This is a genomic window from Corynebacterium sp. LK10 (genome assembly GCF_008042455.1).
GTDB lineage: Bacteria > Actinomycetota > Actinomycetes > Mycobacteriales > Mycobacteriaceae > Corynebacterium > Corynebacterium jeikeium_D.
This window is the reverse complement of the sequence record NZ_NOVT01000009.1, coordinates 1-16,741: the sequence shown is the minus strand read 5'-3', so window position 1 is coordinate 16,741 and position 16,741 is coordinate 1. Positions and strand designations below refer to the sequence as shown.

The 16,741-nt window shown below is 58.6% G+C and carries 16 protein-coding genes and 1 riboswitch; of the genes, 7 read left to right on the top strand and 9 right to left on the bottom strand.

What is annotated here, in order from left to right:
* Window positions 1-6: 6 nt before the first annotated feature.
* A riboswitch (TPP riboswitch) is annotated at window positions 7-129 on the bottom strand.
* A 70-nt stretch (window positions 130-199) separates the two neighbouring features.
* Entirely contained in the window at window positions 200-958 is a 759-nt protein-coding gene (locus CHU70_RS03395) for a thiamine phosphate synthase (RefSeq protein WP_147739774.1), read from the top strand.
* A 270-nt stretch (window positions 959-1,228) separates the two neighbouring features.
* Here CHU70_RS03395 and CHU70_RS03390 read toward each other — a convergent pair whose 3' ends face one another.
* Both CHU70_RS03390 and CHU70_RS03385 read right to left on the bottom strand, forming a co-directional pair.
* Window positions 1,229-1,930, bottom strand: a complete 702-nt coding sequence (locus CHU70_RS03390; RefSeq protein WP_070833248.1) for a TrkA family potassium uptake protein — start codon at window positions 1,928-1,930, stop codon at window positions 1,229-1,231.
* Window positions 1,923-3,353 (bottom strand): TrkH family potassium uptake protein, encoded by a 1,431-nt coding sequence (locus tag CHU70_RS03385; protein WP_147719475.1) that lies wholly within the window; start codon window positions 3,351-3,353, stop codon window positions 1,923-1,925. The genes CHU70_RS03390 and CHU70_RS03385 overlap by 8 nt, the downstream gene beginning before the upstream one ends.
* Window positions 3,354-3,775: 422 nt before the next feature.
* Here CHU70_RS03385 and trpB point away from each other — a divergent pair, with 422 nt between their 5' ends.
* Window positions 3,776-5,101 (top strand): tryptophan synthase subunit beta, encoded by a 1,326-nt coding sequence (trpB, locus tag CHU70_RS03380; RefSeq protein ID WP_147739773.1) that lies wholly within the window; start codon window positions 3,776-3,778, stop codon window positions 5,099-5,101.
* A 66-nt stretch (window positions 5,102-5,167) separates the two neighbouring features.
* On the opposite strand, the gene CHU70_RS11215 is transcribed toward trpB, so the two are convergent.
* The 3 genes from CHU70_RS11215 to purD form a co-directional block, all read right to left on the bottom strand.
* Complete coding sequence (locus CHU70_RS11215; protein ID WP_162837147.1) at window positions 5,168-5,323, bottom strand: hypothetical protein; 156 nt, start codon at window positions 5,321-5,323, stop codon at window positions 5,168-5,170.
* 813 nt (window positions 5,324-6,136) lie between these two features.
* Window positions 6,137-7,264 (bottom strand): pyridoxal phosphate-dependent aminotransferase, encoded by a 1,128-nt coding sequence (locus tag CHU70_RS03375; RefSeq protein ID WP_147719482.1) that lies wholly within the window; start codon window positions 7,262-7,264, stop codon window positions 6,137-6,139.
* Between the two features lie 239 nt (window positions 7,265-7,503).
* Window positions 7,504-8,778, bottom strand: a complete 1,275-nt coding sequence (gene purD / locus CHU70_RS03370; protein WP_049172166.1) for a phosphoribosylamine--glycine ligase — start codon at window positions 8,776-8,778, stop codon at window positions 7,504-7,506.
* Between the two features lie 80 nt (window positions 8,779-8,858).
* On the opposite strand from purD, the gene CHU70_RS03365 reads away from it, so the two are divergent.
* The 3 genes from CHU70_RS03365 to CHU70_RS03355 all read left to right on the top strand — a co-directional run bounded on the left by CHU70_RS03365 (window position 8,859) and on the right by CHU70_RS03355 (window position 10,934).
* On the top strand, window positions 8,859-9,281 hold the full coding sequence (locus CHU70_RS03365; RefSeq protein WP_049172147.1) for an HIT family protein: 423 nt from the start codon (window positions 8,859-8,861) through the stop codon (window positions 9,279-9,281).
* A 170-nt stretch (window positions 9,282-9,451) separates the two neighbouring features.
* Entirely contained in the window at window positions 9,452-10,171 is a 720-nt protein-coding gene (locus tag CHU70_RS03360; protein WP_049172143.1) for a triacylglycerol lipase, read from the top strand.
* Window positions 10,161-10,934 carry an alpha/beta fold hydrolase gene (locus CHU70_RS03355; protein ID WP_016421432.1) on the top strand — a complete coding sequence of 258 codons (774 nt, stop codon included), beginning with the start codon at window positions 10,161-10,163 and terminating at the stop codon, window positions 10,932-10,934. Before CHU70_RS03360 ends, CHU70_RS03355 begins: the two co-directional genes overlap by 11 nt.
* Before the next feature lie 9 nt (window positions 10,935-10,943).
* Here the strand turns inward: CHU70_RS03355 and CHU70_RS03350 are convergent, their stop codons facing one another.
* Together CHU70_RS03350 and CHU70_RS03345 are read right to left on the bottom strand one after the other, a co-directional pair.
* Window positions 10,944-11,786: a PaaI family thioesterase gene (locus CHU70_RS03350; protein ID WP_147739772.1), complete on the bottom strand. Its 843-nt coding sequence runs from the start codon at window positions 11,784-11,786 to the stop codon at window positions 10,944-10,946.
* Between the two features lie 138 nt (window positions 11,787-11,924).
* On the bottom strand, window positions 11,925-12,299 hold the full coding sequence (locus CHU70_RS03345; protein WP_016421434.1) for a hypothetical protein: 375 nt from the start codon (window positions 12,297-12,299) through the stop codon (window positions 11,925-11,927).
* Between the two features lie 567 nt (window positions 12,300-12,866).
* On the opposite strand from CHU70_RS03345, the gene CHU70_RS03340 reads away from it, so the two are divergent.
* Window positions 12,867-14,369: a hypothetical protein gene (locus CHU70_RS03340; RefSeq protein ID WP_016421435.1), complete on the top strand. Its 1,503-nt coding sequence runs from the start codon at window positions 12,867-12,869 to the stop codon at window positions 14,367-14,369.
* Window positions 14,370-15,181: 812 nt separating this feature from the next.
* On the opposite strand, the gene CHU70_RS11350 is transcribed toward CHU70_RS03340, so the two are convergent.
* Both CHU70_RS11350 and CHU70_RS03330 read right to left on the bottom strand, forming a co-directional pair.
* Window positions 15,182-15,544 (bottom strand): DoxX family protein, encoded by a 363-nt coding sequence (locus tag CHU70_RS11350; RefSeq protein WP_016421436.1) that lies wholly within the window; start codon window positions 15,542-15,544, stop codon window positions 15,182-15,184.
* A complete protein-coding gene (locus CHU70_RS03330; RefSeq protein WP_016421437.1) occupies window positions 15,544-16,116 on the bottom strand; it encodes a TetR/AcrR family transcriptional regulator in 573 nt (190 codons plus the stop codon). Before CHU70_RS03330 ends, CHU70_RS11350 begins: the two co-directional genes overlap by 1 nt.
* 353 nt (window positions 16,117-16,469) lie before the next feature.
* Between CHU70_RS03330 and CHU70_RS11210 the strand changes: the two genes are divergently transcribed.
* Window positions 16,470-16,703 carry a tyrosine-type recombinase/integrase gene (locus tag CHU70_RS11210; protein ID WP_350309398.1) on the top strand — a complete coding sequence of 78 codons (234 nt, stop codon included), beginning with the start codon at window positions 16,470-16,472 and terminating at the stop codon, window positions 16,701-16,703.
* The last annotated feature ends 38 nt before the right edge of the window (window positions 16,704-16,741 follow it).

The window sequence follows — 16,741 nt, the reverse complement described above, 5'->3', positions numbered from 1 at the left end:
GCGGCAGCATTCACTGCCATTCCTCCCTCCGGCGGCATAACCCGCATCAGGTAAAAGCGGTCGGCGTTATTCGCCCTCTCAGCCAGCGGTGTCTCATCGATACCGGGCACGGCTCCCGCGGAACGTGGTACTCCCCCATCATATGACTTTGGGCTCTCCGCCACGACACCGCATCCTCAACCTCGCCTAACATGGGGACATGAACGCCTCATCAGCTGCCACTCGCACAACACGACGCGCCCTGCTTGCCGACGCCCGCCTGTACCTCTGCACCGACTCGCGCGCATCCCGCGGTGATTTGCGCGAATTTCTGCACGCCTGTTACGAAGGCGGCACCGACATCATCCAGCTGCGCGACAAGAAAGTCGACACTCGCGACGAGATTGCCGCCGTGGAGATCCTCGCCGAGGTCGCCGCTGAACACGGCAAGCTCTTCGCCGTCAATGACCGCGCCGACATTGCCGCGCTGACCGGCGCAGACATTCTGCATGTGGGCCAGGAAGACCTCACGACCGAGCAGGCCCGCCAGATCGTTGGCCCCGAGGTTCTCATCGGCCGGTCCAACCGAAATCTGGACATGTTCGCCGCCTCACTTGCCGACGATGGCATCGATTACGCGGTAATCGGTCCGGTTTATGCCACCCCGACGAAGCCCGACCGTCAGCCCGTCGGAGTCGAGATGGTCAGTGAGGCTGCGGCACTGGTGCGGAGAGTGCGGGCACAGGGATCAGCGGAGTCCCACCAGGATTCCGTGGCCGATATTGTGCGCCCACACGACCGCGGCGCAAGTGACCCCGTCAAGCCATGGTGGGCAATCGGCGGTATCAACGCCGAGACCGCTGGTGAAGTTATCGCCGCTGGTGCGGAGCGCATTGTGGTGGTTCGCGCACTGACCGAGGCAGAAAATCCGGAAGAGGCAGCGCGTGCTTTGCGCGCTGTGGTTGCGGGCGGTCGCTGAGTTTCATGGGTTAATAGACAAAAGTGTGTCCGCTCGGCGTGTCGCTGGGTGGGCACCATTTGCTATTTAGCCCTACTTCGCCCCAATGCGAGTTAGTGACTGCGTTTATGACAAAATTGGCCTGACCCTACCGGCCTGAAAGCGTCATAAACTCGCACAGTTTCACATGTGCAGCCCGTTGAGCTGGGCGTGGACCCCGCCTTTCCACACTGTTGGTTGTTGATTTCCATCGCGACGGAGCCCCGCGTGCACGGACTCCGTCGCTTCCTGTTACTCTCCGGCGAATGTCTCCAACTGCCGAATAGCGCCGGAGACAATCAACAGGTCACCTGCGGAAATGCGGTCGTCGGCAAGCGCAGGGCGGAAGCGCTGACCGCGCTTTTGTACGGCGACAACCGTAATCGGTGCGCTCTGGTTAATCTCCGCCACCGTCTTATCCAGGCAGTGGATTGGCGGCGCGACCTTGCCTACTGCGTAATCGCGGTCGAACTCCAGGAAGTCCTGGACCTTGCCGCCGATGAGGTGCGCGATACGACGACCGGTGTCGGCCTCCGGGCGAATGACGTGGTGCACACCAATCTGGCCCAGGATTTTGGCGTGGGCCTGGTTATCGGCCTTTGCCCAAATCATGGGCACCCCCATATCTACCAGCGCAGACGCGGTCAGTAGCGATGCCTCGATGTCACTGCCGATGGCGATAACAACACGTTCGGCTTCATCGACACCGAGCTGCTTCAGTACCTCCGGCATGGTGGTGTCGGCGGTGACCACGTGGTCGAAGGTCGAAGACAGCTCCTGAACCACCTTTTCGCGATGGTCTACGCAGAGAACCTCGATACCGCCAGCGACCAGCTCCTCGCCGAGTGCCTGGCCGAAACGCCCCATGCCGAGTATGACAACAGGCGAAGAGCTGGCCTGGTTGGAGAAATGCTCCGCGAAACCTGCGAACGGATTGAATTTCGAGTTAGCCAATGAAGGGCCTTTCTTCCGGATATTCATAGACGCGCTGGCGTGGGCGGGCGGCCAAGGCCGTCGCCAAGGCGATTGGGCCAACACGACCGGTGAACATCAGCACGATGAAGATTGCCTGTGCCGCCACCGGTAGGTCAGCGGTGATACCTGTGGAAAGGCCTACCGTGGCGAAGGCACTGACTACTTCAAAAAGGATTTGGTCAGTAGAAAACTGTGGCGCTATGAAACTGACGGCGATTACTGCCAGGAATACCTGGCCAATACCGAAGGCAAGGACGACGAGGGCCTGACGCAGCACCTTTGGATTGAGGCGCCGCCGAGCCACGGACACGGAGGTGTCACCGCGAATTTCCGCGAGAACGGCGGCGAGAATGACGGCCGACGTCGTGATTTTCACGCCACCTGCGGTACCACCGGTGCCGCCGCCAATGAACATGAGGAAGTCCGTGCCCAGCAGTGTCGACGGGTGAAAGTCTGCGTAATCGAGTGCGTTGAACCCCGCGGTACGCGGGCTCACACCAGCGAAGAATGAGTTGAGTATCTTCTCCCCCGTGGTGAATCCAGACATGGCATTGGACCACTCACCAAATGCCACCATGAGCGTGCCCAAGGCAATCAGCAGGATGGTGCCTTTAATGGTGAAGCGAGTAGTCAATGACCAGCGCTTAGGCAGCTGTCCTCGAGTGCGAACGCTGAGCCACGTCTTCAGGTGCCGCCAAGCCTCAAGCAAAACCGGAAAACCCAGACCACCCACAATGAGGGCGAAGGCCAGGGGCAATAGCACCCAGGTATCACTGAAAAATCCCATGACATTGTCGGTATACAGAGCGAAGCCGGCGTTGTTAAAGCCGGAGATGGCATGGAACAAGCCTTCCCACACAGCTCTTCCCCAGCTGTACTCATAACCGAAGTGGAACCGCAGCATAAGTGCCACTGCGACCACAAACTCCACCAACAGAGTGAAGCTAACGGCAGCACGGACAACCCACGAAATCTCGCCCATATCCATACCGCGGCCTTCAACGCGGGCACCGGCACGGCGGTTCAGGCCGAGCCTTCCTGCTACGAAGAGGCCGAAGAGTGAAGCCAAGGTCATGAACCCGAGACCACCCAGCTGAATTAGCAGCATGATGACGACCTTGCCGAAGGTTGACCAATGGGTGGCCGTATCTACGGTGATCAGGCCGGTCAGGCTTGTTGCTGAGGTGGCTGTGAACAGCGCATCAGACAGCGCCGTGGGCAAACACATATCCCCAGGGCTCGGGGCGCACTGCCCCGTGGGATGGCTATTGACTGCCGAAATCGGCAGCATTAACAAAACCGTGCCAGCGGTTATCAGGGCGACATAACACCACACCACCAACGTCGTGGGACGAACTCCCCGACGTGATTTAGTGGCGTGCCGCGACAGCGTAATCACCATCGGAACGTTAGTCCTCGTGGCCAGCGATGTCGAGGGGAATGCTGATATTCCGCCTCTGCATATGCCGGGACTTAGCGGGGAGCTGCTTTACGACCCCAGACACCGTTGCGATATCCCGTACACATTTCGCGCCCCATCCCCGCCCCCACACCCCACCCCGCTTTGGCTACTGCGGAAACCTTGAGTTATGGTCAGGTTCATGATGACACCCCTGATGAACACACCCGCGCCGTGCGGCGCACAGTGGTGGTGGCTCGCTTAAGTCCGCGAGCAACGTCACGTCATCTCATTAATGTCGACGGCAAACCCGTCAAGTACGAGCTCGCAAGAAGATAAATCTGGCGGGCTCTTTTCTTTTATCGGTTCGGCGAAGAGAACCAGGGCCCGCTGAAATAAACAACAGCAACGAAAGGCTCTCTTCAATGACTGATTACAACCCCAGCGCGGATGCCATCGCTAAGGCTTCAGCACCGACTGCAACCAGGGTGCCGTCGGCAAGCGTTAACGGCGCGGGCGAGGTGCGCGAAACCCTCTTGCCTGCATTTTTCGGTCGCTTCGGTGGACAGGAAGTGCCGGAGTTCCTGCTGCCAGCACTCGATGAGCTGGAAGCGGCTTACATCGAGGCGATGAGCGATCCGGAGTTCCAGCGCGAGCTGGAAGAACTGCGTCGCGATTTCCTCGGCCGCGCAACCCCGCTGTTCGAATGCCGACGTCTATCCACGCCGAACACGACGATTGTGCTCAAGCGCGAGGACTTGAACCACGGCGGCGCGCACAAGGGCAACAACGTGGTCAGCCAGGCGCTGCTGGCAAAGCGCATGGGAAAAACCCGTCTCATTGCTGAGACGGGCGCAGGCCAGCACGGCACGGCCACCGCGATGGCCGCAGCGCTGCTGGGACTTGAGTGCGAGATTTACATGGGCGCGCACGATGTCGCCCGCCAGCACCCCAATGTCGAGCGCATGGAGCTCATGGGCGCGAAGGTCGTTCCCGTCACCACCGGCGAGGCCGGTTTGAAGGATGCTATTGACGAGGCACTGGTCGAGTGGAGCAAGACTCTCGACTCCACTTTCTACCTGCTGGGCACAGCCGCCGGGCCGCACCCATTCCCCACTATCGTGCGTGAATTCCAGCAGGTCATCTCGGAGGAGTCACGCAGTCAGATGGTCGAGCGTTACGGCAAGCTTCCCGACGCTGTCATCGCAGCCGTCGGTGGCGGCTCCAACGCCATTGGCGCATTTGCTAACTACATCGACGACTCCGATGTCGCCCTCATTGGCGTCGAGCCTGCAGGTGAGGGACTCGACACCGACCGCCATGGCGCGCCCATCAATGGGGGCAAGACTGGTGTCCTTCACGGCATGCGCTCATTTGTCATGCTTTCCGACGACGGCGAGGTGTTGCCATCGCACTCCATCTCGGCGGGCTTGGATTACCCGTCCGTTGGCCCGGAGCACGGCATGCTGAAGGAGAATGGCCGCGCCAGCTATGTCGGAATTACCGACGAGGAGGCGCTGGAAGCGTTCCAGTTGCTCAGCCGCATGGAGGGCATTATTCCGGCGATGGAATCCTCGCATGCGCTGGCGCAGGCCATTAAGATTGCGCGGCTCCGTGAAACCAACCCTGCCGCTGGTAGCGAGCTCGGGCTGCCGGTTCACGAAGGCGATGAGCCTTTGCTGTTGCTCGTGAACCTGTCGGGTCGCGGTGATAAGGATATGGAGCAGGTCCGGGAGTTCCTGAACCAGTAGGAATAACCAGTAGGGATTGCTTCCCCACTAGCTGCCTAGCAGGAATCGGACCAAAGCTAATTCTTGTTAGGCAGCACGGCGATCGTCGGCGGCGATGCCCTGCTTCGGGTTCGCCTCCACGATGGCTTCGGCAAGCAGCGATGCCAGCGCATCCTGCTTGGATTCCTTGCCGTCCTGGAAAATCGGGGACACAGTATCCATAATCTCGTTGAATGCGTTCATCAGAGGTCACCTCTCTTAAGATCTCTTTGATCTTTATTGTTGGACTTATCCAACCGATTCTTTGCGATTCCGCAGTTGAAACAATGTTTCATCGAACCGTTTGGAACTTATGACTTGCAACCGTAGACGACAACACAAGACCTGGCAAGCACTAAACTCTATTTTTAGTTAACCTTTTGTTAACTTTTGGACGCTTTTTAGCTCAGGCACTGAGCCACAAACAGCGCCCCAACGCCACCCCATGCCTCGCTTTACCGCTCCCGACAGCGGCTTCAAAAATCGCGCTTTTACACAGCCAAAAACAGGGCGCGGAAGCATCTTTCGGTCGGACATAAACTATCCCCACTAAAAGCGCTTGCAACCATCGTTGAACATGAGTTACACACCGCGCTCAATCGTCACCCCGTGCGGGGATAGCCGTCAACTCCTCAGAGGTCAACCCCATCGGCAATTAAAGAAAAAGGGTCCCCCTGCCAGCGGAAATAGACCACCGACAGAGCTGCCGGCTGTCAAAGATGCTGCCACGAAGCCCACCCCACTCCACTATCGCCCCAACCCCAGCCTCACTTGATGTGACTGCAGCCACAGAGCCCTCAATCTGAGGCAGTTTTTCCGCCTTTAGAGCGAACGGGCGATCAAGAAAACAGAGGCCCAACGGCTCCTTCCAGGAATGCCCCAACATCGGCCCTACCAGTGGCCGCCGGTAGAGGATTTAAAGCAGCGATTCGCCCGTCGAGCTCCCTATCTCGACCGGCTGAAAAACACCCCTGAAAGGGTGAGGTAAATCACACCGTGAGCGCCACTAAAGCCGCTTTAACGACGACCAGTGAACACCCCAATACGCCGAATAGCCTCTTCCATCTCGGAAGTCTCACCGGCGAAGCAGAGGCGAACCCACTCATGGCCGTTCTCTGTGTCGAAGTCGATTCCAGGGGCAACGGCCACGCCCGTTGCAGCCAACAGTTCCCGAGCCCATGTCATGGAGTCGACGGAGTTCGGGTCGTCGTAAAGCCCTGCAATATTGGCATAGATATAGAAACCGCCGTCGGGCGGGGCGATATTACCGAAACCGACGCGGGGCAGCCCCTCGAGCAAAACGTCGCGGTTGCGCGCGTAACGCGTCACGTGCGAATTGAGCTCGGCAATGGACTCGGCGCTGAACGCCTCTACCGCCGCTTCCTGCGAAATTGCCGGTGGGCAGACAGTGAGGTTGGCTTCGAGACGATCCAGGGGCGCACGCAGCCACTCTGGAACGATGAGCCAGCCGACGCGCCAGCCGGTCATCGAGAAGTATTTACTGACACTGCCGACTACGACCGCCGCATCAGAAAACTCGCGTGCTGACGCACACTGTCGGCCATAGGTAATGCCGTGATAAATCTCGTCGGAGATGAGCAGGCAATCGTGCTGCTCGCACCACTTCGCAATGGCACGCAGCTCGTTGGCATCGATAATGGTGCCAGTGGGATTGTCCGGACTGGTGACGATCACGGCCTTGGGCACGCGCGGAAGTTCCTGCAGGTGCTGGGCGGTGAGTTGGAAACGAGTCTCAGGACCACAGTCAATCTCGACAATGTTGGCGCCGAGCGCCTGCAGCGTATTGCGGTATGCGGGATAGCCCGGGCGCGCGAGCACGATGTCGTCGCCAACATCGAGGGCTGCGAGGAAGAGCGCTACGAAACCGCCGGAAGAACCGGTAGTGATGACAACATCAGCGGCTTCCGTGGCCGTGCCGTAGTTTTCACGATGCCAGGCGGCGATGGTTGCACGCAGCTCAGGCGTGCCGACGGCCGCTGTGTAGCCCAGAACCTGATTTTCTAAATCAGCACGCGCACGGGCAATCGCGGCAGCCGGGGCCGCGGTCGCGGGCTGTCCCACGCAGAGGAATAGAGCGTCACCGTGAGTGCGCTGACGCTCCTGTGCGAGCGCGAGAACATCCATCACATGGAAGGGTGCGACCTCACAACGGCGGGATGCTAGGTCGCGCTGGGGCTGGGATGCCTGCGGTGACTGCGAGGAGTTTAACGGCTGCGGTGACTGCGACGACTTTGGCGACTGCGGAGATTCGGCGTGCATACCTTCATCTTTGCAGCCGCCGAGGCCACCCGGGAAATCCAGTTCATCCCGGGTGGGTGCACCAGTGAGGCATCCGAGTGCAGCCGGACCACCTCAAGCATTATTTAGATGGAAATACGGCCCTCAACTGCAGGTAGTGCAATGTCGGTGCGGTAGTGCGAGCCCTCGAGCTTAATGGTCTTGATGGTCTCGTACGCCTTGTCGCGGGCCTCTTCCAGCGTGTCACCAACGCCGATGACGTTGAGCACACGGCCACCAGCGGAGACCAGCTCACCCGCAGCATTGCGGGCAGTACCTGCGTGGAGAATGCCATCTGCCTCACGGCCAGGCTCTGCACCTTCAATGACATCACCCGTGCGCGTCGACACCGGGTAGCCTTCAGCGGCCAGCACAACAGTCAGAGCGTAACCATCACGCCAAGACAGCGGACCGAAGTCCGCCAATGTTCCGGTAGCAGCGGCGTTGAGCAGCTGCGCCACCGGGGACTCCAGCAGCGCCAGCACGGCCTGGGTCTCCGGGTCACCGAAACGGCAGTTGAACTCAATGACAGCCGGGCCGTCCTCGCCCCAGGCCAGACCTGCGTACAGCAGACCCTGGAACGGGCAACCGCGAGCGGCCATCTCACGAGCGACCGGCTCGCAGACCTCGGTGACAATGCGCTCAGTTGCGCCTTCCGGCAGCCAGGACAGCGGGCTGTAAGCACCCATGCCACCGGTGTTCGGCCCCTCGTCGTTATTACCGACGCGCTTGTGGTCCTGAGCCGGCAACAGCGGGACGACGATTTCGCCGTCGACCAGGCAGAACAGGGAAACTTCCGGGCCGTCCAGGAAGGACTCCAGCAGCACCGGGTTACCGGCGGCCAGAACAGCCTTTGCGTGTTCGAGAGCTTCAGCGCGGTCCTTAGTGACCACGACTCCCTTGCCAGCAGCCAGACCGTCATCCTTCACGACCCAGTTCGGGCCAAAGCGGTCAATGGCGGCCTCGATGTCTTCGTCGGAGGCCTCCGGCTGGATGGCCTCTGCCGAGGCGGTCTTTACCCCAGCTGCCTTCATGACGTCCTTAGCGAAAGCCTTGGACCCCTCAATCCGAGCTGCGTCAGCGTTCGGTCCGAAGACTGCGAAACCAGCGTCGCGCAGCGCGTCTGCCACACCCGCGACCAGCGGAACCTCAGGGCCAATAACAACCAAATCGGCCCCAATTTCCTTGGCCAGCGCAACAGCGCCAGCGGGGTCATCCACGACCAGTGGATGCATGGTTGCAATTTCACTCATACCCGCATTACCAGGGGCTACGTGAAGATCAGTAGCCTGCGGGTCCTTACTCATTGCGTACAACAGGGCGTGCTCACGGGCACCGGAGCCAATTACGAGGATGCGCATAGCAATCATCTTACTAATCAGCCCGGATAACTCTCATCGCACCCAACCCCTCAATCCGCTATTCGGGTTACCCTTGGCACATGAGCACAGTATTTACCAAAATCATCAACGGTGAACTCCCCGGTCGTTTTGTCTACCGCGATGACAAGGTCGTCGCATTTTTGACCATCGAGCCAATTGCGCCTGGTCATACGCTGGTCGTCCCTGTTGAAGAGGTGGACAAGTGGACGGACGCCTCGCCTGAGCTATGGGCCCACCTCAATGAGGTTGCCCAGAAGGTTGGTCAGGCTGTTGTCTCCGCTTTTGACGCTCCGCGTGCTGGCTACCTCATCGCCGGCTTCGAGGTTCCGCACACGCACATTCATATCTTCCCTGCCCACGATATGTCCGGGTACAACCTACAGTCGGTAGATCGCAATCCTTCCGCAGAGTCCATGGATGAGGCCGCCGCCAAGCTACGGAAGGCCCTCGGGACTGACGAAGACGGAAAGTTGGTGCGCTAATCGCCGCTTCAAACGAGGATTTTCGGGAAGAACAACTTCCGGTAGTCCCTGCCCCTGAAGCGCAGGAACCGGAGGCGCAACAACCGGCTGCAGCTGAAGGATCAGCATCGCTCCCCTATGCCATCTTCCGTCCGCTGCGCGGTGTTTTCGAAGATAACTGGGGAGCCAAAGTGTCCAAATCCCGGCCGTGGCCGGTCATCCTCCTGCATGGAACAGGCCAGGTCAAGGGCATTTGGGAGACCCTCGGCGGTCAGTTACGGGAGGATGGCTGGGCTGTCTTCGCGCCAGATTTTGGGCACCGTGCAACAGACCCCATCAATCAGTCCATCGACATGCTCGTGCCTTACATCAAGGCTGTCCTGCACGCCACTGACGCAAAGCACGCCGTTATCGTGGGGCACTCGCAAGGCGGCTTAATTGCCACCCTGCTTTCTCTGCGCATTTCCAAGTACATCAAGCATGTTGTCTGCCTTGCCGCGCCCAATCACGGCACCAATCTGGGCGGCATCGCTTCCAGTATCACTAAGATCCCCGGCACAAAGTCGCTGATGAGCAACTTTGTGCAGAGCTATTGGGGCGTTTCCGGTTTGGAACAGCTCACGGGTTCAAAGATGGTTTTGAACTCCAATTCCCACGATATCCTCGGTCCCGGTGTTACTTACACCTGCATTGCCACCAAGTATGACCAGCTCATTTCCCCTCCACAGTCCTGTTTCTTGGATGATGGTGACACAGGCATGGTCACCAATCTCTATGTGCAGGACACGTTCCCTCAAGCCATCGTTTTGCATGAGCAGATGGCGCACGATTGGCGCCCCCGCGCGCTTACTCGCGAGGCACTATTCAAGCTGGTAGGCGAGGATTTTGACCCAATCGAGCATGCGGAATAGACCGCTCCTAACGCGGATTTTCCCACCGACAGCCGCACATCCGTCCCTGCCAAATCCAAGTCCAGCGTCGGGGGACCTCAGAGACCCCGTTCCGGTTATCGCACTTCATGGCACGCTCGATAGTCCCGGCGCGTGGGCACCGCTTGCCGACGGACTCCGTGCCCGCGGCCGCCGAGTCTATGTACCGGCCTACGGAGACCGTGGCACTGCTGCCCTCGTAGATTCTGTCGCCGAAGTCGAGGCCTATATCAACGGAGTCTGCACTGAAACGAACTCGGACACGGTCGATATTGTGGCTCACTCGCAGGGTGGGCTACTGGCTTTCCTGCTGTTTACGCGTCTTGCAAACCATGAATGCGAGCGTTTTTCGTTTCGACGTGTCATCAGTGTGTCGGGCTCTGTCGGCGGTGTAAATCTGACTGAGATCTCCCGCATTTTGGGCTGGTGGAATGGGGCTCCTGCCCGCTGGCTAATGGGACAGGCTTTAGCCGATCAAATTGCGGTAGCGGCAGGACAATATGAACTTCCTGCAGCCAACACTGCCCCACACCTCCGAAGGCGCAAGGCAGCCACACCTGACTGGATTAATGTCATCAGCCACCATGACAACCTGGTCATTCCGTGGTCCGATACCGCGCAGAGCTTCCTGCCGGACAGTCGAGCTGTTTTGCTCGAAACCGAGCTGGAGGGCAGGTCTGTTGCGCATTGGAAGCAGCAAACAGACCCCGAAGTGATCGAACTGATCACTCGGCTATTGGCGTAGAGCTTCGACCTAGAACTTGGTCAGCGACTCGCGCGCGGTGACGACATCCGCAAGCAGCTGCTGCGCGGCTGGCGAGGGGTTATCGGAGGTGAGGGCCTCGATGACGACGTCGGGAAGCCCTGCGGCGCGGTAGTCGTCGACAGTGACATCGCCGTACTCGAGGACCCCGTGGAGCCATGCGACTGCACGCGACTCTGGTGAAATGCAGCGTCGTGCGGTGCGTTCCTGCTGGACGAGCACATCACGGTTTTCCACCCCGCGCATCCCCAGCCGTGCAAGAGTGCGAGCAGCAGAGATGAGGTTCTCACCGGCAACACAATCCTGCTGGTTCGGATTGGCCGGCGGCTTCTTACGACCACGACGGCGCACGTAGAGCTCCTGCTGACCAATACCGACCAGGGAGCCATCGCGGTTTCGGATTACAGAGGTGTATGGAACGACCGTCGAATAGCCACCTTCAGTTTCGGCCTTAAGCTTTTCGACCATCTCATCCGGCACCTCTACCTCAAGGTACGCACCATTCTTACCCGGCCGGATAAATTCAAACGACCCAGTTCGCGTCCACGCCTCGTACTTCTTGACATCCAGACGCTGCATAACCAGCGTGCCAAACAGCACATCCGTCATCGAAAACAGTGCACCGCCAAATGCCGCGCCATGCATATTCGCAGTCAGAGCGTTTAGGCGCAGCTCCAATCGCCCCTCAGCCCAGTCATCCGCAATCTCAGTGATACGGATGCCGGTGCCAAACAGCGGCGGCCAAATGTTCAGCAAGAACTTTGCCTTAGCCGGGGACATCTCTTTCTCAGCAAGTTTGTACAGGGTGCGTCGCAGCGATGGACCAATAGACATAACTACTTACATTAGGTGTTGACCGGGCGAACGCGGGCATTATTGTCAGAAAACAAAAGTGTGTCAGCTTCAGCACATGCTTTACGACGGTTCCCGCGCCCCACCTTTTATTAAGACAGCGACTATTTCAGCGACTATTTAGGCAGCAAACCGTTCCGCCAGCGTATTGACGCGCAGAGTGAAGAAATCCCGCAATTCCGCGTAGCGGGAATAACCATAAATCCCGCGGTCAGCTGGGTCATCATATTCCCAGCGCTCAGTCTCTACATCTGGCGCGATGTAGTCCGAAACGTCGATTTTCCCCACAACAATGACCACATCCGCACTGTCTGCGAGAGACGGCGTGAGTTGATGAGGATCGCCATCGCACCGTGCCCCCACCTCACAGAGCGCACGCCGCGCGTCTTCATCCAGACCGCGGTCATCATCATCGATGCTGATACCTGCTGACAACACTGTCAGGCCTGGGGCAGCTTGCCGCAGCAGCCCTTCTAGTACGCGTGAGAGTCCCATGTTTGAACTACTGACAAAGAGCACCTCTGACATGGCTCTATCGTAGAATATTTTTCTCGGAGAAATCACCCCAGCTTGTGGGGTTTTCTGGAAGGTTTTGCAGAAAAATGCCAAAAGCGCCCATAGCGCAGGCCCTTCCCCGAGACCAGCCCTATCGACGCTTATGACTTAAGAACAAAGTCCACTTTACATGCGCATGTAACCCCTGTGAAGCATGGGGCTAGAGTTGCAGATGTGAAAGCTCCGTGGCCTGTGATTTTCCGGCTGTCGGCGTTGCGCTGTCCTGCTGTCGGTGTTGCGCTGTCCTGCTGGCGGCGTTGCGCTGTCCTATCGATGCAATATTCACCTATCGATACGCAGCAGCGTGGCCATAAGTGAATAGCTCATCCATATGTTGACCGGGACTTCCGACAACGTGCGCATAAGTGAAAGAAAATTCCCCCGCCCCAGCCCCCGACAGGCATTTGCCCTTTAATCAGTCTTCAAACGCACCCTTTGTTCCCCGCCCGACCTCCTTAAACCGGATAAAATTGGCGGGGCCGATCGCTCGCGAATAGGAGAATCACCGTGACCGACTCTCGCGATATTAAACCTTTTGCATCCAACCGCGGCCCCAAAGTGACCTCCATCGGTGCCATCATCGGCGCAGCAGCAGTGGGCGGCCTGCTTCTCGGAGGTGTCGGTGCGGGCACCTGCTTGGCGGTCTTTGATTCGCCCGAGCGCTCTGACTACGTCATGCAGCCCGCGCAGCGTGAGGTGCAGGCTGACATCATGGACTCAGACGATGTGCTCACCCCGGAGGAAGAACAGCGCATGCTTCGCGATGTCTCCCGGATCGCCGCCCCTGACGTGGTCCAAGGGCTGCACTACATGGTCTTTGCCGAGAACAAGGAAAACGTTAATGACTCCGTAGAGGAGTACCTGCGCGATAACCACCAGGAGCTCATCGGCAAGGATAAGTTTGCTGATGGCCAGGTCTTCGTCGGCGTGGGCCTTGATCCGCGCCAAGCCTTCGTCTTCGCGGGTGAGGACGTGGCTGCTCAAATGAAGCTACGCAAGAATGACAGCCATCTGAAACAGTCCATCGAAGCAATTAAGCCGGGCGTGCGGGATGACAACATTCCTGCTGGCCTCTTTGCTGGCGCAGCGGCTGCAATCGACGTAGACCGTGCTGCGGATACTCAGTACGAGGGCGCAAAAGAGGACCGGATGGCGGCGGCCGTTGGCCTCGGGGTGGCGGGCCTGAGCGTTGGCGGCGCTGGTGTCGGCCTCGCCGGCGGTGTACGCCGCAGCCGGCAGAAGAAGACACAGCAGGCACGCGAGGACTGGGACTACGTGTCGCAGACCTACACCGATGTGGCGCAACGGCTAAGGGAGATTGATATTCGAGCGCACTCGCTCCAATCAGGGCTGGTGGATGAGCGCCTGCGCCAGGACTGGGAGGGTTTGCGCGATGACTTCCTAGCAATCGATAGCCAGGTTGGTTTCCTCATGTCGATTCCGGCGGATGCGCCAGATGAGCAATTCCGCTCACACTCCGAGCTCATCGCCAACGCGCGCCAACTGTGCGAGCGCGTGGAAACCGCTGAGGCCAATATTGAAAAGCTGCACCGCATTGAGAACGCTGATGCGGATGCTCGCCGCTATGAACTCTACGAGCTGGAGAAGGATCTGGCACAGGCAGGCTACTTGGCCGCAAGCATCGACTCGGCGCTTGAGCGCCACGCGAAGGAGTTGGAAGATGCCGCCACTGAATTATCCAAGGAACCACACCATCCGCAGTTCATGGAGCGCTACCTAGAACTCTTGGATCGCTCCGCGCTCTTGTCGGAGCACGTGCAGTCCCAGCTGCAGAAGCGCAATGAGGCCGACGAGCGCCCCGAGCGCACGCGCATCTACGACTCTGATTTCTTCGCTGGCTCTGGCTACCACGGCTACGTGCCCTTCTATGTCGTGAGCACCTGGGATAGCGATGCCACCACTGCCCGCGACAGCTCTTCCAGTAGCGGTGGCGTCAACAGCGGGTTTAGCTCAGGGTTTTCCGGTTCAGGCGGTTCTTCCAGCTTCTAAGCCGACTTACGGGACAGAGGGGATGCGGACGTTCTGTTAGACGATTTCACCCCTCACGCTACTTAACCCCTACATTTTCCCCTTTAAACCAAAGAACCCCAGGCCGGAAAACTTCCTGACCTGGAGTTTTGGAGCCGGAAACGGGACTCGAACCCGTAACCTACCGTTAGGGTACCCTGTAAAGGTTTGACCTATAATGCCATTTATGCCTGTCAAAGCCGTTTCTCGCGCCACACAGGGACACCTCCCCTACTAATTTTTGAGGAAAGTCTTTGGGGAAGTGCGGAGTTTTCCGAAGTAGACCCGCAGCTGGACATACGCCACAGCCTGAGTACAAGACTTAACCGGCGGTGGCTACACGGTGTCGACTAGGGGCCACACACCCCTTGCCCCAGCAACCCCTGCCCGTCGCACCCCTACCCCCCACGCATAAAAATGGACTGGGATTGCCCCCAACCCCTCAATTCCGGTTACTGCTCCTGCCACCCCACGTCGTCGGGTGTGACATCCCGGCGCGGGCCCAGTCGCGCAGCGCTCGCCACTGGTATCTCGGATGCAGTACCGCAGATACCCGTCGAAGAGCTGGACGCCTATCTACCAGTCCCGCAGCAGCCCGCCACTCTGCAAATCCCACAACCCCGACCCATCAGCTAGGGCTTTGTCATGCCTTCTGCACCGAGGCAGACGCTCATACCCTTCGACAGGCCGGCGAGGCGGTAGGCGGCTAGCGGGTCCCAGGCACCCGCGGCAAGCCGCCCGGCGCGGGCAACGGCGCCCCTCAATGGGCGAACACAATTGGTAAATTGGTCGTTTCAGGCTATCAATAGTGTCGCAATGAGAGCGCCTAGTGAAATAGCGAGCATCCCTAAGCAATTGACCCAAAACTCGCTACCTAGAAACTTGGCTCGGATATGTGCGATTGCTGCGGTGCAGAAGTAGGCAATGACTCCAACCATCGTCGCTATTCCAATGCCTGGTATCCAGAGCCCAATAATGAGTCCACTTGCTGCTAGGCACTTGATAACGATAAGAGCCCACCACCACTCTGTAGGAAGTCGTACTCCTCTGAGGCAGGCCTCGATGAATGCTACGGGTTTGAGCGAGAGTACCGCGTCTCCGAACAAAATGGCTGCAAGAATGATGGAGGGCCAAGCAGGCGAAGATTCGAGAATCATTATTTTACTCCGTACGCGATTTTAAGACGGGAGATGGAACTGTTCGCGTGAATGGATAGTTCGTCGGTGTCGTATGCACCGGCAGCCCAGCCAAGAAGCAACCCAAGATAAATGTTGTAAAGGATTGTCGCGAACTCTTTAGCGTCATCTTTAGGGAGCATATTGCCTAGGCGCAACACGATTTCATCTACCAAGAGAGTTCGAAGCTCGTTGAGAATCTCTCCGTTGTCTCCCTGTGTGATTAGGGCAGCGCCATACGCTTTCGATAATTCTTCCTGCCCAGTAAACATTTTCAGGAAAGGAGCGAGAACGTCGAGAAGGTTGTCTGATTGTCCACGGAGCTCATCGTGCATGACGGTGATTCGATGTCCGATGGTCTGAATCAACAGCGACTGCTTGCTCCCGACGTTCATAACGGTTCCAACGCTGACGTTAGCTTTCTGCGCGATGGCACGCACATTTGTATCCGCGTACCCGACTGACACAAAAAGGGCATAGGCGGTATCCAAGACTTTATTGCGCGTCGCCTCCTTTTGAGTAGCACGACTTGATTGAACTTGTTCACTGAACATGTTCAAATCGTATCGCTACATCAATCTACGGTCAAGTAGCGATGTGGTTATCCAAGTACATTGCTGTCATGAGAGGCGAGCGGGTTTCCTGCTTACAAGGAGGAAAGTTATAGCTGATCGTCACACACCTACATGTTTTTGCCAGACCAGCTTCTCGGGCCAATAGACTCAAGGATTGCCGAGCGCTTGGCCGATAAGCCTACGAGCTTGTTCCACGGCCAACGCACGACAGGGGCACCGACGACGCGGGTACTGCCTATGCGTGACGACCCATCCGGCACATACCCCCACCCTGGCAAAACTCTGGCCGGGCTCTAACATGGGCAGGCTTGCCGCACCTCGCCGGCGACGATGTGGCGCAGGCCGACCGGGAGCTGCTGCCTGCGGTGATTTCCTATCACGACCTCCGTCACACGGTAGCGACCGCCATGGCTGCAACGGGCAACGCGGCGCTGGCCACCTTGCAACTGGGCCATGCCTCCGCCTCGACTACGGAGGCCGCCTACATCAACCGCGCGGGAGATGTTGACAACTCCGCAATCATTGAAGCGTTCGCTGCCGACGCGCTGGCAATTTTCGGCGGCTAGTCGCTGCCCTCCTGCCGCCGCCCCTGCGCCCTCTTGGC